Annotated in this window: 11 protein-coding genes; 8 read left to right on the forward strand and 3 right to left on the reverse strand. The window is 45.6% G+C overall.

The window, feature by feature from the left end; all coding sequences use genetic code 11:
- From F3I09_RS34295 to F3I09_RS33675, 6 genes are all read left to right on the forward strand, one after another.
- Positions 1-2,064 (forward strand): hypothetical protein (locus F3I09_RS34295; protein ID WP_223233470.1); only part of this gene is annotated, 2,064 nt, incomplete at its 5' end.
- Between the two features lie 513 nt (positions 2,065-2,577).
- The gene (locus F3I09_RS33655; protein ID WP_149699448.1) at positions 2,578-7,404 is read left to right on the forward strand and encodes a hypothetical protein; all 4,827 of its coding nucleotides are present in this window, start codon (positions 2,578-2,580) and stop codon (positions 7,402-7,404) included.
- 526 nt (positions 7,405-7,930) lie between these two features.
- Positions 7,931-12,256, forward strand: a complete 4,326-nt coding sequence (locus tag F3I09_RS33660; RefSeq protein WP_149699449.1) for a hypothetical protein — start codon at positions 7,931-7,933, stop codon at positions 12,254-12,256.
- A 435-nt stretch (positions 12,257-12,691) separates the two neighbouring features.
- Entirely contained in the window at positions 12,692-14,899 is a 2,208-nt protein-coding gene (locus F3I09_RS33665) for an SGNH/GDSL hydrolase family protein (protein ID WP_149699450.1), read from the forward strand.
- 111 nt (positions 14,900-15,010) lie between these two features.
- Positions 15,011-16,240, forward strand: coding sequence for an MFS transporter (locus F3I09_RS33670; RefSeq protein WP_223233471.1), 1,230 nt, complete (start codon positions 15,011-15,013; stop codon positions 16,238-16,240).
- A 113-nt stretch (positions 16,241-16,353) separates the two neighbouring features.
- Positions 16,354-17,865: a S41 family peptidase gene (locus F3I09_RS33675; RefSeq protein WP_188134067.1), complete on the forward strand. Its 1,512-nt coding sequence runs from the start codon at positions 16,354-16,356 to the stop codon at positions 17,863-17,865.
- Between the two features lie 7 nt (positions 17,866-17,872).
- Here F3I09_RS33675 and F3I09_RS33680 read toward each other — a convergent pair whose 3' ends face one another.
- Entirely contained in the window at positions 17,873-18,634 is a 762-nt protein-coding gene (locus F3I09_RS33680) for a hypothetical protein (protein WP_149699453.1), read from the reverse strand.
- A gap of 495 nt (positions 18,635-19,129) precedes the next feature.
- Between F3I09_RS33680 and F3I09_RS33685 the strand changes: the two genes are divergently transcribed.
- A complete protein-coding gene (locus F3I09_RS33685) occupies positions 19,130-20,095 on the forward strand; it encodes a hypothetical protein (protein WP_149699454.1) in 966 nt (321 codons plus the stop codon).
- A gap of 183 nt (positions 20,096-20,278) precedes the next feature.
- On the opposite strand, the gene F3I09_RS33690 is transcribed toward F3I09_RS33685, so the two are convergent.
- Together F3I09_RS33690 and F3I09_RS33695 are read right to left on the reverse strand one after the other, a co-directional pair.
- Complete coding sequence (locus F3I09_RS33690) at positions 20,279-21,172, reverse strand: DUF6263 family protein (protein ID WP_149699455.1); 894 nt, start codon at positions 21,170-21,172, stop codon at positions 20,279-20,281.
- An 87-nt stretch (positions 21,173-21,259) separates the two neighbouring features.
- Positions 21,260-21,562: a hypothetical protein gene (locus F3I09_RS33695; protein WP_149699456.1), complete on the reverse strand. Its 303-nt coding sequence runs from the start codon at positions 21,560-21,562 to the stop codon at positions 21,260-21,262.
- Between the two features lie 287 nt (positions 21,563-21,849).
- Between F3I09_RS33695 and F3I09_RS33700 the strand changes: the two genes are divergently transcribed.
- Positions 21,850-22,203 carry a DUF488 domain-containing protein gene (locus F3I09_RS33700; protein WP_149699457.1) on the forward strand — a complete coding sequence of 118 codons (354 nt, stop codon included), beginning with the start codon at positions 21,850-21,852 and terminating at the stop codon, positions 22,201-22,203.
- Positions 22,204-22,646 lie beyond the last annotated feature (443 nt).

Here is a 22,646-nt window from a genome sequence, read left to right on the forward strand (position 1 = left end):
ACCTGCGTGAACAACTTCAAGGTGATCCGCAAGTGGTGGGCTAAGGATGCATGTGGCAATACTTCTGACACTTTAACGCAGCTCATTACTGTCCACGACGACGTGAAGCCAGTGATCAGTGCAGACTTCGACAAGACTATCAGCCTACAGTGTCTGAAAGACATACCCGCTGCACCTAAACCGACTGCATCTGACAATTGTAACGGTGATATTACGCCTGTATACAGTGAAAAAGGCAGTGGCGTTGCATGTGACTCTACCATCACCCGCAAGTGGGTATTCGCAGATGCATGTGGTAATACTGACTCTGTAACACAGGTCATCAAGATCAAGGACAATATCAAACCTATACTGTCTGGCAGTGCGGGTAATGTGACCGTGGCATGCTACAAAGACATCCCGGCTGCAGCAGGCCTCAGTGCTACTGACAATTGTACTGTAAAACCAGCTATCTATTTCAGCCAGAAGGTGCTTGACAGTACTTGTGTCAATAAGCTCAAGGTTATCCGTAAATGGTGGGCTAAGGACGCATGTGGTAACACTTCTGATACGTTGACACAGCTTATTACTGTCTGCGACAATATTAAGCCGGTAATAACAGCTAATTTTTATAAGATAGTGTACGTACAGTGTCAGAAAGATATACCTGCTGTTCCATCAGCAACTGCAACAGATAATTGTACGGGTAATATTCAGCCGGTGTTTAGTCAAAAGGGTATCGGCAATTCATGTGATTCTTTGGTCACCCGCAAGTGGGTATTTACTGACGCATGTGGTAATAAAGACTCTGTAATGCAGCTTATCCTGATCAAGGATATTACCGCACCAGTAGTAACTTACAAGCCAGCGGATGCCACAATACCTTGTACATCACCAGTTGTATTTGGTAATCCTACCTTCTCAGATAATTGTGGAACTATAGCAGTAACCTACGCAGACAGGAAAGAAGGTACAACTTGTCCATTCAAATATATCCGCAAATGGACAGCGAAGGATAAATGTAACAATAGCGTATCAGTAGAACAGGCCATTACTGTTTCTTGCTGCCAGGGTAAATTCTGTACTTATACACAGGGCTTCTACGGCAACGTGAATGGTCTCGCCTGCACACCATCCGGTACTTCGCTCACTGCCAAACAGATCATGAGTGCTGCTGTCGATGCACAGGCCGGTGATTCCGTTATCTTTGGCCTGAAAGCCACCAGTAAGTACTTTACACTGTTCCTTGGTGATATCGCCAATGATAACATCTTCAAGATGTTGCCTGGAGGCGGTACTCCGCTGGCACTGAAAGGTTACGCAACCTTTAGTAAGAGCAACACATGGGCTAATGTACCGTTGCTGACAACTACCAGCAATTTTGGAAAGATCAATAATGTGTTGCTTGCTCAGACAATGTCAATGTTCTTTAATATGTCTGTAACGCCGACATTGAAGACCCTGACAATAGAAGGCGATACATTGCTGACATCAAAACTGACCGCATGTGGCAGCAATACAGCATCTACAACAGTTAATAAGTATGTTCTGCCACCTAGCGTAGTGATCTACCTGAAGTCAGTCGGCAAAGCCAATATAGCTGGCCTGTATGAACTGGCTAACATGTACCTCGGAGGACAGACAATACCAGGAGTGGCTATTGGAGACGTAAGCAAAGCCGTAGATGCAATTAATAATGGCTTTGATAAATGCGCAGTCCTTGTTGGCTGGACCAAATCATCTGCTTTAACTACCCTGAAAGTCTCCAACACAACAGTTTCCGTCAATGATCCAAAAGCAATGGAACCAATAGAAGAGCCTAAGTTGAATGTTACAGTATTCCCGAACCCATACAATGATAAGTTGATATTCCGCTTCGTTGCACCAGTCAGCGGGAAGGTTAAACTGGAAGTTTACAACCTCCTTGGTCAGCAAATTGGTCAGCTCAACTACGGTATGGTTGACAAGGGTACGCAGCACACAATTGAATACCATGTACCAGTTATTCATCGAGACGTACTAGTATACAGATTGAGTGTAGGCGAACTCTTTAAGACGGGTAAAGCGATACATGCCAAGGAATAAACGGTGACCCTTTTTCCAATATCGACCATATCTTCTGAGGGTGTCTCTTAGTGAGGCACCCTCTTGTTTTTACCAATCAGGGAGAGACGTTGGCCTGCAACCGATATACAATGTATTTTTCGATATCATTCCTATTCGTTAACAATTTTTTTTGGTTTTGGTACAAAACAATTCGACCTTTACACTAAGAACAGTGCTTCTCTTTTATCTAAGACGTCCAATACTCCAACTACTTTTCCAGAATTTTTTTAACCACGTACTATTAAAATACCGAAATCTGTCTGGTTGCCAACAAGCGGACGCGGGAGTGCTTTAAGCGATTAAAACCACCGTCACAAAGTGTCATTGTGTACGTACTCCGCCTATGCCTTTTCCTTTAGATCGTCACTTTTCCTGTAGCACGTCACGCCTTATTTAACTTAACGTCATTTTGCTTAACGCCACATGCCATTACGTATCAGCATACGTATTACGGACCGGCGCATTCATCAACCAAAACAAATCACGCCAACTATGAATGCAACACGTTTACTTCTTTGCATTTTAAGGGCCACTGTACAAAAATCGCGAGCGCGCATAGCGCTGGCCCTCGCGCTACTATTATTCAGTCAACTGACGACTCACGCACAGTCGGCGAACCTTGATCAGGGCGCCAATGAAAAGGCGACTACGCCACAAAGTCCTGTTGCCTGGGTCAATGGTAATCTTAACGCCCAGCAGGCACATTTCCTTGAAGGCTACTCGGTACCTTACCGGGCTATCCTTGAGGGCCTCGTTGTTAACCAGACATACACGCTGGTGATTGGATTCGATATCCGGAGTGGAGGAAAACAGGCGTTGGATTATCTGACGCATTTCCAAAGACTGGATCCTCACAACGTGTTTGGCCATGCTGCGGAAACGGTGAACCCATTGCTCAACGCTCCCCAGGCACCAGCCTACTTTACCACTACGGATGTCCTTGACATTCTCCCTCCATCCAGCGCGGGATCACCGGTAGCGGGGCAGCCTACTACCAGCTTTAATACGCTACCCAATGCTGAACGACAGCTTACAGGCTATAATATGGATCTGCTGAGTATGAGCTATGCTTCGCAGGGCAACCTGACTGCAACTGGTTCTGAAACCGTAGTCAATATTACTTTTAAAGCGCTCAAAGAAACCGCCATACTGGCCTGGGGCGGTCACATCGCCAGTATTGTAGACTGGGGACGAGACCCCGTTACGCACGAACCCAATTCTGCCAGTGCCATCAGTGGTTCTCCTTACCATATGAGCCTGAAGAAATGGATCATTAATGGATCAGATGTCAGCATCGGCAACCAGGACAGATCCCTGAAGACAGATGCTGTTTTCATTCCTCCTAAATGCGAAGTCACCGGGCCTGTCAATGCCTGTGTAGAGACCACAAAACTGACATATGTAGCAACGGTTGATGATTCAATCGGTCTTACCTATGCCTGGAGCATCATAGGCGCTAATACTGCCAATGCAAAGATTGTTAATCCGGCATTAGGCACTATAACAGTAGTACCAATAGGTGCTGCATTTACGCCAGGCTCTTTCAATCTCCGTTTGATTGTTACCCGGGAAGGCCTGAAAGATACCTGTTATCTCAATAGCCATACTAATCCTGGTGCACCCGTTATTGTTTCCCAGGTAATTGTTAATGCTGGCAGTGACCAGACTATTACCAATCTTGATGTTGCGAACCTCTCTGCCTCCGCCACAGGAGGTACCGGTACGTATACATTCACCTGGACGCCGATCACCGGCCTGAGTAATCCTAACATTGCTAATCCAGTCTTCACTCCACCTTCTACCGGTGTATTCCAGTTTGTTGTAAAGGCAGATGATGGCCAGTGTTCCGACCTTGATACGGTTGTTATCACCGTCAATGAACATCCAAAGGCTCCTTGCGGCATTGATGGACCGAGCCCTGTATGTCCTGGTTCACAGAATCAGTATACCGGACCGGATCCTTCTCTGGTAGGTTCTTACCTGTGGTCCGTGCTGACAGGAGATGGCACTATCAACGGCGTTAATAATACCCAGAAAGTGCTGATAGACGCCGCAGCCAAGTGTGGCGCATACCGGCTCCGGTTGATCGTTTCAACACCTGATGGAAAGCGTAAGGACACGTGCTACCTTGATGTAGATATCAAGGATACTATCAAACCGGTACTCTCCGGGGATGTTTCTGATGCAAATGTTACCTGTGCCAAAGATGTACCAGCCGCTCCTAAAGTTGGCGTAACTGACAACTGTACAGCCGAATTGAAGATTGAAACAAGCAGAGATGTTGTCGACAGCACCTGCGTCAATAAGTTTAAGATCATCCGTAAGTGGTGGGCTACAGACCTCTGTGGCAATACTTCTGACACCTTGAAACAGGTGATCACAGTAAATGACGATGTCAAACCGATAATAACAGCCGACTTTGACAAGACTGTCAATATACAGTGTCTGAAAGACATACCGGCTCCGCCTAAGCCAACTGCAACAGATAATTGCAACGGCGATGTTACACCAGTATACAGTGAAACCGGTAGCGGTTCAACCTGTGATTCTACTATCACCCGTAAGTGGGTATTCGCTGATGCTTGTGGCAATAGTGACTCCGTAACACAGGTTATCAATATCAAGGATGATATTAAACCTATACTGCACGGAACTGCTGATGATGCGAATGTAACATGCAGTAAAGATATACCTGCTAAGCCAGAGATCACCGCTACTGACAATTGTGATGAAAAGCCAGCTGTTTACTTCAGTAAGGAAACGGTTGACAGTACCTGCGTGAATAACTTCAAGGTGATCCGCAAGTGGTGGGCTAAGGATGCATGTGGCAATACTTCTGATACTTTAACTCAGGTGATCACCGTTCATGACGATGTGAAGCCGGTTATAATAGCAGACTTTGACAAGACTGTCAAAGTACAGTGTGTGAAAGACATACCTGCTCCGCCGAAACCGACTGCAACAGACAACTGTAACGGCGATATCGATCCTGTATACAGTGAAGAAGGCAGTGGCACTGCATGTGACTCTACAATCACCCGCAAGTGGGTATTCGCTGACGCATGTGGCAACAGTGACTCCGTAACGCAGGTTATCAATGTCAAAGATGATATCAGACCAATACTTTCCGGTACTGCTGATGATGTCAACGTAACCTGCAGTAAAGACATACCTGATGCTGCAAAGATCTCCGCTACTGACAATTGCGATGAAACACCAACTGTTTACTACAAACAGAAAGTAATAGACAGTACCTGCGTAAATAACTTCAAGGTGATCCGCAAGTGGTGGGCTAAGGATGCATGTGGCAATACTTCCGATACGCTAACTCAGGTGATCACCGTTCATGACGATGTGAAGCCGGTTATAATAGCAGACTTCGACAAGACTGTCAAAGTACAGTGTGTGAAAGACATACCTGCGCCGCCGAAACCGACTGCAACAGACAACTGTAACGGCGATATCGATCCTGTATACAGTGAAGAAGGCAGTGGTACTGCATGTGATTCTACTATCACCCGCAAATGGGTATTCACTGACGCATGTGGTAACAGTGACTCTGTAACGCAGATCATCTACATCAAGGATGACATCAGACCAATACTGTCTGGTACTGCTGATGACGTTAACGTAACCTGCAGTAAAGACATCCCTGACGCTGCAAAGATCTCCGCTACTGACAACTGTGGAACACCAACTGTTTATTTCAAACAGAAGACAATAGACAGTACCTGCGTGAATAATTTCAAGGTTATCCGCAAGTGGTGGGCAGAAGATGCATGTGGCAATACTTCCGATACACTGAAACAGCTGATCACCGTTCATGACGATGTGAAGCCGGTTATAACAGCAGACTTTGAAAAGACTGTCGACGTACAGTGTATCAAAGACATACCTGGTGTTCCTAAACCGACTGCAACAGACAACTGCAACGGCGATGTTACTCCTGTATACAGTGAAACCGGCAGTGGTACTGCATGTGATTCTACCATCAACAGGAAGTGGGTATTCACTGATGCCTGTGGCAATAGTGATTCCGTAGCACAGGTGATTAATATCAAGGATAATATTGCGCCTGTCGTAGTATTCAAACCAAATGATACAACCATACTGTGTATATCTCCTGTTGTATTTGGCAAACCTACTTTCTCAGATAATTGTGGTACTGTAATAGTTACTTACGAAGACAGGAAAGAAGGTACAACTTGTCCGTTCAGCTATATCCGCAAATGGACAGCGAAAGATAAATGTAACAATAGCGTATCAGTTGAACAGGTCGTTACTGTTCCATGCTGTCTGGGCAACTTCTGTAGCTATACACAGGGCTTCTATGGCAACACGGGCGGCTCTGCATGCACACCATCCGGTACATCAGCCACTGCTAAACAGCTGATGACTGCCGCAGTCGATGCACAGCCTGGTGACTCTGTTATCTTTGGTCTGAAATCCACCGGTAAGTTCTTTACGCTGTTCCTCGGTGATATCACCAACGACAATATCTTCAAGATGTTGCCTGGCGGCGGTACTCCTGCGGCACTGAAAGGTTACGCAACCTTTAGTAAGAGCAATACATGGGCGAATGTACCATTGCTGACAACTGCCCAGAATTTTGGAAAGATCAATAATGTACTGTTGGCTCAGACAATGTCACTGTTCTTTAATATGAGCCTGAATGTAACGCTGCAGGGCGTGACAATAGACGGTGACACATTACTGACAGCGAAACTGACCGCATGCGGCAGCAATACGCCAACTTCAACGATTAGCAAGTTCGCTCTGCCACCTAGCGTAGTGAACTATCTGAAGTCAGTAGGCAAGGCTAACATAGCTGGCCTGTATGAACTGGCCAACATGTACCTCGGCGGACAGACAGTACCAGGAGTAGCTATTGGAGACGTAAGCAAAGCTGTAGATGCGATTAACAACGCATTTGATAAATGTGCAGCCCTTGTTGGCTGGAAGAGCTCTTCAAGTATAACTACTGCGAGAGTATCCAATACAATAGCTGTAGCTCCTGCCACCGATCCGAAGGTAGCAGCTCAGGGTGATGATGTTACATTGAATGTGACAGTATTCCCGAACCCATACAATGATAAGTTGATATTCCGTTTCGTTGCACCAGTCACCGGACATGTTAAACTGGAAGTTTACAATGTCCTTGGTCAGAATATCGGTCAGCTGAACTATGGTATGGTTGATAAGGGTACCCAGCATACAATTGAATATCATGTACCTGCTCCTTACAGAGACGTATTACTGTACAGATTAAATGTAGGTGAACACTTCAAAACTGGTAAAGTAATACCTGCAAAGAAATAGTAGCCATTTAACCATTTCTAATAACCCTTCTCAGAGAGTGCTCCGGAACCGGAGCACTCTTTCTTTTATGCCCTACTCACCGGTAATATCTTCTTTCGGGAAACCTGGATTACACTTCGGGCAAGATGTGATACTCCCGGTGCTTCCTTCTACTCATCACTCTTTTCGACAACCAGGCTGTCATCTCTACCCGTTAACATCTTTTTTTTGGTTTTGGCATAAAACATTTAGACCTTTGTGCTGATACCTGTGTTTAGCTTTTATATACGGACGGTCCAATCGTCCATCTACTTCTCCACATTTTTAACCACATGCTATAAATACCTATTATTTGTCTGGCTGTCATCAAGGAGACGCGGGAGTGCTTTCAGCAATTAAAACCATCTGTTACAAAATGTCATTGCGTATGTACTTCTATGAGTTTTCCCGTAGCATGTTCCTCCATTAACGCCAACTGCCATTACGCACGTCCAAACACGCATCATCAAAAAGGCGCATCCATCAACCAAAACAAACCTTACCTGTCATGCACGCAGTACGTCTACTTCTTTGCATTCTAAGGGCCATTTTACAAACACCGCGGGCGCGCATAGCGCTGGCCCTTCCGCTATTATTATTCCTTCAACAAACGACTTACGCACAGTCGGCGAACCTTGACCAGGGGGCCAATGAAAAGGCGAGTGCGCCCGTAAGTCCTGTGGACTGGATTAATGGTAATCTTAATGCCCAGCAGGCACATTTCCTGGAAGGATATTCGGTGCCTTACCGGGCTATCCTTCAGGATCTCGTTGTTGACCAGGTATATACCCTGGTCATCGGATTCGATCTCAGGGACGGAGGCAAACAAGCGTTGGATTACATAACGCATTTTCAGAGACTGGAACCTCACAACGCGTTTGGCCATGCCGCCGAAACGGTGGATCCATTGCTAAACATCTCCGGCTTCCCTCCTTCCTACTTTACTACTACGGATGTCTATGCCATCCCGACACCCTCTGCTGCCGGATCGCCGGTGCCTGGGCAGCCTGTTACCAGTTTTACAGCATTACCCGGCGGCGAGAAGCTGTTTACAGGGTACAATGTGGATATAACGGATATAAGCTATGCTTCGCAGGGTAGTCTGACTGCTGCTCATTCAGAGACTGTGGTCAATATTACGTTTAAAGCGCTTAAGGCTACCGCTGTACTGGCCTGGGGTGGTCATATCGCCAGTATTGTAGACTGGGGAAAAGACAGCTCCGCCAGTGCGATCAGTGGTTCTCCCTACCATATGCGGTTGAAGAACTGGATCATTGATGGAGCAGTGGTCAGCATCGGTAACCAGGACAGGTCCCTGAAGACAGATGCTGTTTTCATTCCTCCTAAATGCGAAGTCACCGGCCCTGTTAATGCTTGTGTAGAGACAACTAAACTGACATATGTGGCAACGGTTGACGATCCAACCGGGCTTACCTATGCCTGGAGTATCATAGGACCTAATACAGCCAATGCAAAAATTGTAGATCCTACCCTGGGCACTATAGACGTAGTGCCAATAGGTGCTACATTTACAGCCGGCTCTTTCAGTCTGCAGTTGATTGTTACCCGGGAAGGCCTGACAGATACCTGTTATCTCAACAGCCATACTAATCCTGGCGCACCTGTCATTATCTCTCAGGTAATTGCTAATGCCGGCAGCGATCAGACCATTACCAATCTTGACGTTGCCCATCTGTCTGCCTCCGCTACAGGAGGTGACGGCACTTATACCTTTACCTGGACACCAACCACGGGCCTGAGCGATCCTAACATCGCCAATCCGGACTTCACACCACCATCTACCGGTGTATTCGAGTTTGTCGTGAAAGCAGATGATGGCCAGTGTTCCGACCTTGATACGGTTGTTATCACCGTCACCGAACATCCAAAGGCACCTTGTGGCATTGATGGCCCGAGCCCTGTATGTCCGGGTTCTCAGAATCAGTATACCGGCCCGGATCCTTCACTGGTAGGTTCTTACCTGTGGTCAGTGACGGGAGATGGTACCATCAACGGTGTTAATAATATCCAGAAAGTGTTGATAGACGCCGCAAACCATTGTGGCGCATATCAGCTCCGGCTGATCGTTTCAACACCTGACGGAAAACGTAAGGATACCTGCTACCTCGATGTACTGATCAAGGATACTATCAAACCAGTAGTCTCCGGAGACGTTGCTGATAAAAATGTCGCCTGTGCGAAAGATGTACCAGCCGCTCCTACCGTTGGAGTAACTGATAACTGTACAGCCGAACTGAAGATTGAAACAAGCAGAGATGTTGTCGACAGCACCTGTGTCAATAAGTTTAAGATCATCCGTAAGTGGTGGGCTACAGACCTCTGTGGCAATACTTCTGATACCCTGAAACAGGTGATCACAGTGAACGATGATGTCAAACCGGTAATAACTGCAGACTTCGACAAGACTGTCAATGTAGAATGTCTGAAAGATATACCAGCTCCACCTAAACCGACTGCAACAGATAATTGTGGCGGTAGTATTGAGCCGGTATATACCGAAATCGGTAGCGGCACTAAATGTGACTCTACCATTACCAGGAAGTGGGTATTTACGGATGCATGTGGTAATAGCGACTCAGTAACACAGGTCATCAATATCAAGGATGATATTAAACCAGTGCGCTCTAATAGTAAAGCTGATACCACTGTAACATGTGCCAAAGACATTCCTGCGATAGCAACCGTCACTGCCACTGATAACTGCGATCCGAACCCGACTGTTTATTTCAAACAGAAAGTAGTAGACAGTACATGTGTGAACAGGTTCAAGGTTATCCGCAAATGGTGGGCTAAGGATGCATGTGGCAATACTTCCGATACCATAACGCAGGTGATCACCGTTTACGACGATGTGAAGCCGGTTATAACAGCAGATTTTGACAAGACTGTCAATGTACAATGTCTGAAAGACATACCTGCTGTTCCTAAACCAACTGCAACAGACAATTGCAATGGTGATGTTACACCTGTATACAGTGAAAAAGGCAGTGGTACTGCATGTGATTCTACCATCAACAGGAAGTGGGTATTCACTGACGCATGTGGCAATAGTGACTCTGTAACTCAGGTTATCAATATCAAGGATGATATTAAACCTGTACTTTCCGGCACTGCAGATAACATCAATGTAAAATGCGCTAAAGACATACCTGCGGCAGCAAATATCACCGCTACTGACAACTGCGACCTGAAACCGACTGTTTATTTCAAACAGAAAGTAACAGACAGTACCTGTGTAAACAGGTTCAAGGTTACCCGCAAGTGGTGGGCAGTAGACGCATGTGGAAATAAGTCCGACACGCTGACTCAGCTGATCACCGTTTACGACGATGTGAAGCCGGTTATAACAGCAAACTTTGACAAGACTGTCAATATACAATGTCCGAAAGACATCCCGGCTGTTCCAACACCGACTGCAACAGACAATTGTAACGGCAATATCCAGCCTGTATACAGTGAAAAAGGCAGCGGTACTGCATGTGATTCTACCATCAACAGGAAGTGGGTATTCACCGACGCTTGTGGTAATAGTGACTCTGTAACGCAGGTTATCTATATCAAGGATAATACTGCTCCTGTAGTAGTGTACAAACCAGCAAACAAGATAATATCCTGTACGTCTCCTGTTGTATTTGATACTCCAACCTTCTCAGACAACTGTGGAAGTGTATCAACAACTTATGAAGATAGGAAAGAAGGTACAGCTTGTCCGTTCAAGTACTTCCGCAAATGGACAGCGAAGGATAAATGCAACAATAGTGTAACATTCGAGCAGACTATTACTGTTGCCTGCTGTGCACAATGTGGCTATACTCAGGGCTTCTACGGCAACCCGAATGGTCGTGCATGTACACCGTCTGGCACAACAATGACTGCTAAACAGATCATGAGTGCTGCCGTCGATGCACAGCCTGGCGATTCTGTTATCTTTGGTCTGAAATCCACTGGTAAGTTCTTTACATTGTTCCTCGGCGATATCACCAACGACAACATCTTCAAGATGCTGCCTGGAGGTGGTACTCCGCTGGCACTGAAAGGTTACGCAACCTTTAGTAAGACGAATACATGGGGTAATGTACCACTGCTGACAAATGCCAGCAATTATGGAAAGATCAATAATATTCTGCTGTCTCAGACAATGTCAATGTTCTTCAACTTGTACCTGACGCCAACACTGAAGGATCTGCAATTGAAGGGAGATACATTGCTGACAGTGAAACCAATCGCCTGCGGCAGCAATACGCTCAATCAGACAATTCAAAAGTTTGTAATACCGCCTAGTGTACTGAACTACCTGATTTCAGTCGGAAAAGCCAACGTGGCTGGCCTGTATGAACTGGCCAATATGTACCTCGGAGGACAGACAGTACCAGGAGTAACTATTGGAGACGTAAGCAAAGCTGTAGATGCTATTAACAGGGCATTCGATGGTTGCGCAGCCGTTGTTGGCTGGAGCAGCTCTTCAAGTGTAAATACTGCGAAGGTATCCAGTGTAACAACAGTAGCTCCTGCCACCGATCCTAAGGTAGCAGCACAGGCCAATGAGACTACATTGAATGTGACAGTATTCCCGAACCCATACAATGATAAGGTGATATTCCGTTTCGTTGCACCAACTACCGGACAGGTTAAACTGGAAGTTTATAATGTTCTTGGTCAGCAGATCGGTCAGCTCAACTACGGTATGGTAGACAAGGGTACTCAGCATACAATTGAATATCATGTACCATCTCCTTACAGAGACGTATTATTGTACAGATTAAATGTAGGTGAACACTTCAGAACTGGTAAAGTAATACCTGCAAAGAAATAGTAACCATTTAACCTTCATCTAATAACCCTTCATACAGAGTGCTCCGGTAACCGGAGCACTCTTTTTAATGCCTCCCCTCTCTGGTAACGAACAGTCTACTGATCAGCTGGCACTTTGCTGTATTGGGCCCTTATGGGGCTTCTTTCTACCTTATCGGTCCATTAGGCAACCAGGTTGCCAAACAGAAAGAAAAAAAGAATAAGGCCTGATAGCTGGCATACTCAACATATTGCGGAACCTCTCTTCTTATAGATGCAGCGTCCTTATTTTTTATCTCCGTTAACTATATTTTTGCCTGCCTTTTCGTACCTTTAATATACCAACTACGATCCAAGCCAAATCGAGCCAACTACATCGAAACATTACCTCAGGCTTTTCCTTTCCGGATACTTTGTGTACTGACATCACTTTCTTCATCTATTCAACTCCTTAACTATGCGAACAGCAATTCTACTCCTGTTTCTATCCATTTACAGCGCCTTTAGCTATGCGCAAATCTGCACCACGCCTTATCGTATTGCTGTCTTAGGCTCTTCTACGGCTGCCGGAATGGGAGCTACCCCTAATCACGGCTGGGTAGCTCTTTATACACAATACCTGAAAAGTATTAACATCAATTATCAGGTATACAACCTGGCCGTAGGCGGTTATTCTACCTACGAAGTTAATCCAACCGGCTATGTTCCACCAGCTAACCGGCCATATCCCGATACAGCGCATAACATCACCAAAGCTTTATCCTTCCAGCCAAATGCCATCATTATCAATCTGCCTACCAACGATGTAGGCCGGGGCTATACACTGGCAGAACAGCAAGCCAACTACCAGCGTATTGTCGCCGCAGCAACTGCACAGGGCGTGCAGGTCTGGGTATGCAGCACTCAGCCACGTAACGACTATACCGCATCGATGGTCGCTAATCTCAAAGCAATGCGCGATTGGACCTTCTCCTACTTTGGGAACAAGTCTATCGATTTCTGGACAGGCATGAACCAACCAAATGATTCAATTAAGTGGGCATACAGTTATGGAGATGGTATTCACTTTAATGACTCAGGACACTATATATTTTACAGCAGGATGGTTGCCAGGGGCATCCCGCAGACGCTCTGTAATGGCACTCCGCCACCGCCGCAGATACCCGTTGTGCTGAACAGCTTCACTGTTACAAACAGCACTAATAAACTGCAGCTGAACTGGAGCACAGCTTACGAAAAGAATGTGAAACGTTTCCTCGTACAGCGAAGTACAGACTCTGTTAATTTCAGTGCCCTCGCTACAGTCACCGCCACGGGAAATGACAGTACAGGACGCTCATACACTTATCTCGACACCGTACTCCGTAAAGTGAAACAGTTCTACAGGCTGGATGTTATCGTGGCAGACACGCATTATATCTATAGCGCCATTAAATCCGGCATGCCGGATACGGCCTATGGCACGCCACCGCCACCGCAGATACCTGTTGTGTTGAACAGCTTTACTGTTACGAACAATACCAATAAACTGCAGCTAAACTGGAGCACGGCTTACGAAAAGAATGTGAAACGTTTCCTCGTACAGCGAAGTACAGACTCTCTTAATTTCAGTGCCCTCGCTACAGTCACATCCACAGGGAATGATAGTACAGGACGTTCATACACATACCTGGACACTGTCATCCGTAAAGTGAAACAGTTCTACAGGCTGGATGTTATCGTGGCAGACACGCATTATATCTATAGTGCCATTAAATCCGGCATGCCGGATACGGCATATGGCACCAACACTTATTTCAATATCACCAATCTCCAGGTACAACCCAGCAAGGATAAACTGCAGATACTCTGGTATAGCAACAATGAAAAGAGCACCAAACAATTTATCATAGAACACAGCAGTGATTCACTGAACTGGAATGTTGTAGGTACATTGGCCGCGGCAGGCAACTACCCGGGTTCCCGCTTCTACAACTTCCTTGATCCTACTATCTATTACCGGCTGCAATACTACCGGCTGAACATGGTAACCACCAGCAACCTTCACTTCTTCAGCGCTGTTGTAAAAGGCATGCCTGATACCATGTATACCCAACCTTTCCGGATCGCCACTTTCACCGTTACGCTGCAGCAGACCAAAGCACAGCTCAACTGGACCACGAGTGCGGAGAAAAACACGAAGAACTTTACCATTGAACGCAGTAGAGACTCACTGACATGGCAAGCCATCGGTACTGTTAATGCGGCCAGCAATTCAAGCACTACCCGCTCCTACAGCTTCCGTGATACCGCTACGCTGACAGGCACTGTTTATTATCGCCTCAACATGCTGACACATGATAACAGGCGCTTCTTCAGTAAAGTGGTAAAATTCACTTTCCCCGGATCACTCACTATGGGTACCCGGCGGTCGCCTCTTCTCCCTTACACAGGCGTATCAGAACCGGTACGACTGGCGCCTAATCCTATACAGGAAAGCAGCCGGCTGCTCGGACTACCTCCAGGTAATCATGTTGTCAGGATCTTCGACTTCTCCGGCCGGCAGATCTATTTCAACCCACAGTTCCAGGCAGGAAAGACAATAGAAGCCCGTCGCTGGACACGCGGTGTCTATCTTATCATCATAGATGAAGGAACATACCGGTTAAGAATTATCAAACAGTAACAAATCCCTTTCGTAGGAAAAAGGCGTTCGCTCTGAACGCCTTTTTTGTTATTTTCACTCCTGACAAAGCTATAGGGGCTGGAGACATACTGCCACTGCAAAATTATGACCTTGGAAATCAAACTCGGATTAAAAGAGAACTGGAAGCAATTCTCCCTGCTGGTACTGATAAACATGTTCGTGGGTGGTATGGTAGGATTGGAAAGAACAGTAGTGCCATTGGTGGGGACAGAAGAGTTTAAGATAGGATCTGACCTGCTGATATTTTCGTTCATCATCGCTTTTGGCGTTGTAAAAGCCTTCACCAACCTGGTCTCAGGGGTCCTTGCCGACAGGTATACCCGTAAAAGGATATTGATCTTTGGATGGTTAGCCGGTCTTCCCGTTCCCTTTCTGCTGGCATGGGGACCGACCTGGAACTGGATCATTGCCGCCAACATATTATTAGGTATCAGCCAGGGACTGGCCTGGTCTATGACCGTGAATATGAAAATTGATCTTGTCGGTCCCCGGAAGAGAGGTCTTGCCATGGGGCTCAATGAAGCCGCCGGTTATGGCGCCGTTGGGCTGACCGCGCTGCTCACCGGTTATCTCGCTTCCCGTTATGGTCTTAGACCTCAGCCATTCTATATTGGTATTCTTTATACAGTTGCCGGCCTGGTGTTGTCTGTGTTTGTGGTCAGGGACACACGTAAACATGCACAATTGGAATCAGCGCTGCATCAAACAGTCTCTTCGGTTCACAAGCCTGATTTACTATGGGTATTTAAGGAAACTTCTTTCCGGAATAAGAATCTTTTTGCCGTTTCACAGGCGGGTCTGATCAACAACCTGAACGATGGTATGTCATGGGGTGTTTTCCCTTTGTTGTTTTTATCTGCCGGTGTTAGTCTGCAAGGTGTAGGATGGATAAAGGCCGTCTATCCCGTTGTCTGGGGGGTGGGTCAGATCATAACCGGCCCACTTGCGGATCGTATAGGGAGAAAGCCGCTTATCGTATGGGGGATGATCATACAGGCGTTGGGGCATGTGGTGATCGGTGTTGAAATGTTGCCGCCATTTGCTTCCGGCATATCAGGATCTATCCTGCTAGGCGCGGGAACCGCAATGGTATATCCATCCTTGTTGGCGGCAGTAAGCGATGTTGCCCATCCTTCATGGCGGGCCTCTTCATTAGGGGTATACCGCTTCTGGCGGGATATAGGTTACGCTGTGGGGGCTGTCATGTCGGGAGTTGTGGCGAATATGCTGGGTTTGATCTGGGCGGTACATGTAGCAGGGGCAATTACGTTTTTGTCCGGTATTTTTGTGTGGGTGCGGATGAAGGAGACGGTGAGATAACATGACCTGTTGCCATTAAAACAACTACGGGAGTATAAAATTATTCTTTCTCAGCATCCCGCAAAATCAGTTTATCTTATATCCCGTATTTTAAAGTTACCATGTTCTACCCAATGAGAAGACACCATTTCCACTTTATCCTTGCCATCATCCTCTTTTCCTGTAAGCAGCCATCAAAACAGCAGGAGAACCCTTTTACTTCTGCAACGTTCAAGTCTCTGCCTAAATACCCCTCAGAAGGGCTTCTAAGCGATTTCGACCTGCTTGTTAACAGCCTGAAAGAGGGACATACCGGCATATACTGGTATTCTTCCGCAAAATCGTTTGACAGCCTGGTAAGCGTTCAACGTGCAATGATAAAAGACAGTATGAACGGGTTTCAGTTTTATAACATCGTTGCCCCGATCGTAGCTTTTACGAAAGAAGACCATTGTGATATCAGCCTCTCTGATGAACTGAAAGCCTTTCAGCGGCAGCAAGGAAAGTTTCTGCCATTGTCTGTACTCAATTCCGGTGACGATGCCTTTATTTTAAGTGATACGGTATCCGGTCATGCCTTCAAAGGAGCACGTATTGTTGAGATCAACGGATTACCCATTAAAACGATCAAAGAAAAGATTTATAAGACATTCGGATCAGATGGTAATATTATGAGTTCGAAGATCGTCTTCCTGGATGGGATCCGCCTTGCTGTTGAATACGCAAAGGTAATGGGACAACCGGACAGCTTTAATATAACGGTAGTGTACCCGTCAAGCGAAAAGCAGGAAACAGTGTCAGTCAAGCCAGTAACATTTAAAACACTTAAGGCTATTGAAACAAGCGTGAATGTTGCTTATCATACGGATACAAGTAACCTACCTGCATCATTTAAGTGTCTTGATGGAAATACTGCGCAGCTTACCTTTAAAACCTTCAGCAACAGCAACTTTCGCAAGCATAGTATGAATTTCCGGCAGTTCACGGATTCCTGTTTTAATATCCTGCTAAATGCTGAAGTTGATATCCTGATTATTGATATGCGTGAAAATGGCGGCGGTTCTGAAGGAAATGAGGACTATCTCTTCTCCTGGCTCACTGACAAGCCATATATCAAATATGACAGTGTAGAATTATCCCGGTTTGCATTCAGTTTCATCAACTATACAGATTATGCCAAAGACAGCGACAGAATTGATCTATATAAAGAATTGCGTTATGAAAACGAATTGACTGGCAGTGGGAGAATATTACGCAGAAAAGGGATCTATACCCCGACACCTCCGAGAGCGCATCCGTTCAAAGGCCACCTGTATATTCTTACAAGTGGCTGGACATATTCCGGAGGGGCAGAATTCTGCAGCCTCGTGCGGGAACATACGAATGCCGTGTTTGTCGGCCAGGAAACCGGTGGCGGCTATTATGGCAATACCAGCGGCACTTTACTGGAGCTTACCCTCCCGGTGACAAAGCTCAGCATCTCCATCCCCATACTCAAATTTAACTTGGCTGTACATAAAGGTATTCCCGGTCATGGCGTGATTCCGGACTTTGAAGTCAAGCCCTCTTTTGAGGCTTTTAGTAAAGGTATTGATCAGGAATTAGAGCAGGCGCTCTCTGTGACGCCGGCGGTAGAAATCAAATGAGCGATTGTCATTCTGCTATTGTAGCCGGTTGATGCAAAATCGCATTTTCTCCCTTGTAAATTGTCAGCTCTGCGGGAGGATCGTCGTAATTTGCTCCCAGTAGCGTGACCGAACAACTATAAACATAGCCGTTATTTTTGAACTCATATCTGTGGTTACCTCCGGTACCTTCAAATATAACTTCTCCATTTTCTATGATGAGGTCCGGCTTATCGTTCTGTTTATTTTTTAAAGACCAGGAAGCGTACCGATAATGTCCATCGGCCATCTCATCAATCCTGATCCTGAATTTTCCTGTTTCCAGCAGACATACCGGCCGCTTGAAGTCCTTTATGGATGTGTGTACCAGGCTCCTTTCTTTATCTATCAGTAGGCCCTTCTTTTGGCTTTCAACCGCTGATTGATAATTCACCGCGATCAGCTTGCCTTCTTCATTCAGCCATAGCTGTCCGTTACGCAGCATTAATCCACGCCAGCCCATCTTTGACCAATCCTTGTCAGGGACAGACGTTACAATCGACTTTACCAGTGAGTCATCAAACACTTCATTATACCTGCTTAAAAGCTCCTGTTTGTTCTTTATCGGCGGAAGAGGGTATTGTCTTTTTAATGGAAAAACGATCTTCTTAGATAATCCGTCTTTATCCTGTTGCTTTATACAGGTGATAAAATCGGAAATAAGCTTTTGATACTCTACAGTCCCTGTCTGGCTAAAGGCAGGAAGGAAATATAGCGTTAACAGCAATATGACGATGAATGGCTTTTTCATTTGATTAGAATCGTTTGCAGGCAAAGATACCAAAACGCTAATGTCTTTACGCCGCGGGTATTTTTTTCCATTTTGTGCGTCCCAAAGACCTATTCATGCAGGATATTCTTTCTAAAGTAAGGCCTATTGAAAGATATAGGGTGCTTAGTAACACCTATCGGGGTGATAATTCACTGGGAGATTATTCGTACGAAATGGTACTTCTAACGTTCAAAGGGCCTGGTTACAGTCCGGTTTACTTTACCCGGCACCTTCTGTCGCCTCTTCCGATCAAGTCCAAGTCAAGTCCTATTGATGTTCTATTGAAATTCGATTATATCAGCTCACTTAAGGCTTATTATAAGGGCATAATAATAGCCTTAGAGGATATCGAAGTGCCCCTTTTATTCCTTTATAATGCCGATAAAGAATAGAATCTCGATCGAACAAAGAAGCTAACTATCAGCTTCTTAATGCCAATTTTTCCGTAAATTGAACAATAATCTATTGCATGTTATGGCCCAAAACTTCAACATTCTTACCCAGGGTCTTTCCGGTCATGTCGGAGACCTTATCTATTACGAGCGGAACGGCAAACAATTCTGCCGTAAGATGCCCCAGTATGGCCCGGATAGTATGTCCGCCGCCAGCAAACAAAGCAGCCGCGAATTTGCAAAGGCCAGTAAGGCCGCAAAATCGATCCGTTCTGCCCTGAACGGTATATGGCAGCCAGCCCAGGACGAAACGACTGTATACAGGCTAAATAAGGCCGTTTATGCGGCACTGAGAGAGGATGTCCTGCATCCACGGGGGAAACGCGTATTCACAGCTGCCGCATTACATCAGCATCTGAAAGATTTCCGGTATAACAAAAAAGCTGTCATGACCATTGGTGGAATAGATACCATACGTCAGGAGAATGGCAACGTGATATTAAAATTGCCCACTAACTGGCAAAACTGGCTGAAACCGCCTAAAGATGCCCGTTATATACAGCTCCAGGCAGTAGCACTGGATATGGACTTTGAGCAGCATACCTGCCCCGGTAGCACGACAGCCGCCAGCTGCGTGCCCTTGGGAGAAAAACAACATACCCTGTTGCTGCCAGTTACACCTGTCAGGGCAACCGCTACGATCGTTCTTTTACAGATCCGTTTTCTGCATACCAATACAGGTATTCAGGCCACCGGTACCGCCAGCAGTGAGCAGGCATTTGTAACAGCAGTACTGGAACCGGTATTACCATTGGTAGAAAAGACAAAGCATCCGCAGCAAGCTGCCAAAACATCCAGAATTGCAAAGAAAAGCCGCTCCGCAGCGGATATACTGCGAGTTGACAGCCGGCAACAGGAAAGACCTATGCTCACCTCTGGAGAGAAGGCCAAAGAACAGTTTATTCAAAAAGAATTGGCAAATGTGCATGAAGAGGGGCCTCCTCTAACAGTCTTTCATCAATATAACTGTGACCAGTTCCTGGTCTGATCAACTCAATTTTGTTTAGATACCTACAAAGGAAAAGCCGCTCTGAGAGCGGCCTTATAATTCTTTTGTGCCCCACCGAAGCTTTGAATTCCCCCGGCATCCGCTACAATAGCGGGTTTACTATTTTCCGTAACATGGTCCCTAATATGCAATTTAGAGATACACATACCCGTAATGCAATTGCTACTTCTTTTGCAGCTCATTCTTCACTGTCCTCACTACTAACCTTGTAATATTGCCAGCCCTCGGCTTCATATCATCCTTCACGGAAGACCTCACCAGCAATCCTGTTTTAATATCCACATTGATTGTTCCCTTCCTGGAATAAGAGGCCTGGATATCGTTATTTATAGCTGAAGCCGATGATACCGCTATCTCCATTTCATTCCCTTCCTCAGCCTTCACATTATATTCTACTCTCAATGGTCCTACATGGTGATTATCGTCTTTGATCCATTTATCACCTATTCCAACTTCTTCTTCCGGGATATAAGAAAACGCTGCATCAAAGATTTTCCTGATCTCTTCATTATTAACGGTAACCCGGGTTGTTTTTCCAAAGCTTTTAACAGCAGGATCGTCTTCTCCCATGCTTTCAAGCGCAACATTAATCAGTGTATCCACTCCTGTTACCTTTTCTACACGCCAGTCAGGGTTGATGTAAACAGTAAACGATTTTCCCAGTATCGCTTCTCCCAGTTTACGCAGCTGGTCATTCTGCGTGTGCAGCTCATCGCTGGTGCTCTTTACCACAAACTCATTAAAGTCGTCTGAGTTAAACCCGGTCAGGTCATGTGTAAACAGGTGTTCCGTCCGCTGGTTGATTTTCAGGTAAGTGGCCCTTATCATTAACTTCCCCTCGGCTGTCTTCCCTATTACACGGAGGAACCAGCTGGTTGAAAAATTCTGATTGATGGCACGTACTCCGTCCTCATGAATGTCGGAAATGGCTGTGTTTCTGAAAACGTATTGCTCCCCTGGCGTCAATACCGGAATAATTGTCCTCTTTACCTGTCCGGATAAGATTGCTGAAAAGAAGATAAGGCCCGTCAACAGGACAGTACTCTTAGTGGTCATAGGTATATGCGATTAGTTTAAGAAAACAAATATATTAAAATGAATATATAAAGTAAAGAAACATGTGACCACCGGTAATTCCGGCCTCTATGAGATCAGGTTAAAAGATACCAGCACAATTGTAACGCTTACACAGATGAGCGCCACCAGGAAAACGTAATCCGCTATCTTTTCCAGTCGCTCACTTCTACGCTCATCTTCCGCCCGCATAGATAGAAACGAGAGAAAACAGCTGGCCATTAAAAGCAGTGAGGCTATTCCGGTACTGTCGTCAATGAGTGTACCATTGTTAAAATGCATGACTTTGATGGAGGTCAGCACAATCAGACAAAACCCAAGCAGATTGGTAGAAGTATTGAGTATATGTGGTGATTTGCTTCCGTTAGCCATATTACGCGCAGATTTAAGGTCAAAAGTTAAGTAAAAGCTCGTTTTTAATAGATTTATCTGGAAAGTTATAAGGGAAATTTAACAAAGCCGGTGAGTGTTAGTACTTCCTGGGGCCGTTATTGCGGGATGACGGCGCAGACATTTATACAGCCCACCGTTCATTGCTTCTAATAGTCCTTTTGCAGAAATGGGCCTAAACTTGCCCGAATGGCGCACTTATTGTGTTTTCCATATTCCAGGCTACTTTCGTCGGTAGCTCCTTTTATTTCCTAACATTAACAACTAGTATGCAAGTTGCAATTAAAAGAGCTTATGACCCTGCCGATCCAAAGGATGGCTACCGTATCCTCGTCGATCGGCTATGGCCGAGGGGTATTAAAAAAGAAGATGCTGAGATTGATGAATGGCTTAAGGAAGTAGCTCCTTCCACAAAGCTGAGAACCTGGTTCGGGCATGATCCGGCGAAGTGGAAGGAGTTTAAAAAGAGGTACAAGGATGAGTTAAAGGATAATGAAACATGGGATGAACTACAGGCTTTAGCTAAGGAAAAGAAGAAGATCACGCTTGTGTATGCGGCGAAGGATGTGGAGCATAACCAGGCGGTAGTGTTGGAGGAGTTGTTGGATGGGAATGCTCAATAGATGCTACAAGCCTATTTCATCAAATAGGATACAAAGGACATCAGACATTCAGAGAAAGGCTGCCGTATGTTACTTAGGAGTACCGAATAGCATATTTCCTTTACCGGCACTAAAGGATATCGGAGCGAAACAAAATAAGCCCAGTCATGACTGGGCCTTATAAAAGGATCTGTATTAACAATATACCTGAAAGCACTATCCCGGGCCATACATTGTACCCACATATTGATGTGCGCCCCTGTCACAACCTTTAATTTCTTTGTTGTAAGACTATAATCAAAAGCCTTTGTTATATTATTTCTATTAACGACAACCACAAATTCTGCGGCCGCAAAGGCTCGATATCCAATTACCTGGACAATTTCATTTTTATCATTCCTTACTTTATTGACAATACTATCTATGGTTGATAGGTAGGATTTAAGCTCGAATGAAGAACGATA

This window comes from Chitinophaga sp. CF418, assembly GCF_900142925.1.
Classification (GTDB): Bacteria; Bacteroidota; Bacteroidia; order Chitinophagales; family Chitinophagaceae; genus Chitinophaga.

Bases quoted from the DNA above. Each gene is read 5' to 3' on its own strand.
- F3I09_RS33655 (WP_149699448.1), top strand. From the start codon at position 2,578: ATGAATGCAACACGTTTACTTCTTTGCATTTTAAGGGCCACTGTACAA.
- F3I09_RS33660 (WP_149699449.1), top strand. From the start codon at position 7,931: ATGCACGCAGTACGTCTACTTCTTTGCATTCTAAGGGCCATTTTACAA.
- F3I09_RS33665 (WP_149699450.1), top strand. From the start codon at position 12,692: ATGCGAACAGCAATTCTACTCCTGTTTCTATCCATTTACAGCGCCTTT.
- F3I09_RS33675 (WP_188134067.1), top strand. From the start codon at position 16,354: ATGAGAAGACACCATTTCCACTTTATCCTTGCCATCATCCTCTTTTCC.
- F3I09_RS33680 (WP_149699453.1), bottom strand. From the start codon at position 18,634: ATGAAAAAGCCATTCATCGTCATATTGCTGTTAACGCTATATTTCCTT.
- F3I09_RS33685 (WP_149699454.1), top strand. From the start codon at position 19,130: ATGGCCCAAAACTTCAACATTCTTACCCAGGGTCTTTCCGGTCATGTC.
- F3I09_RS33690 (WP_149699455.1), bottom strand. From the start codon at position 21,172: ATGACCACTAAGAGTACTGTCCTGTTGACGGGCCTTATCTTCTTTTCA.
- F3I09_RS33695 (WP_149699456.1), bottom strand. From the start codon at position 21,562: ATGGCTAACGGAAGCAAATCACCACATATACTCAATACTTCTACCAAT.
- F3I09_RS33700 (WP_149699457.1), top strand. From the start codon at position 21,850: ATGCAAGTTGCAATTAAAAGAGCTTATGACCCTGCCGATCCAAAGGAT.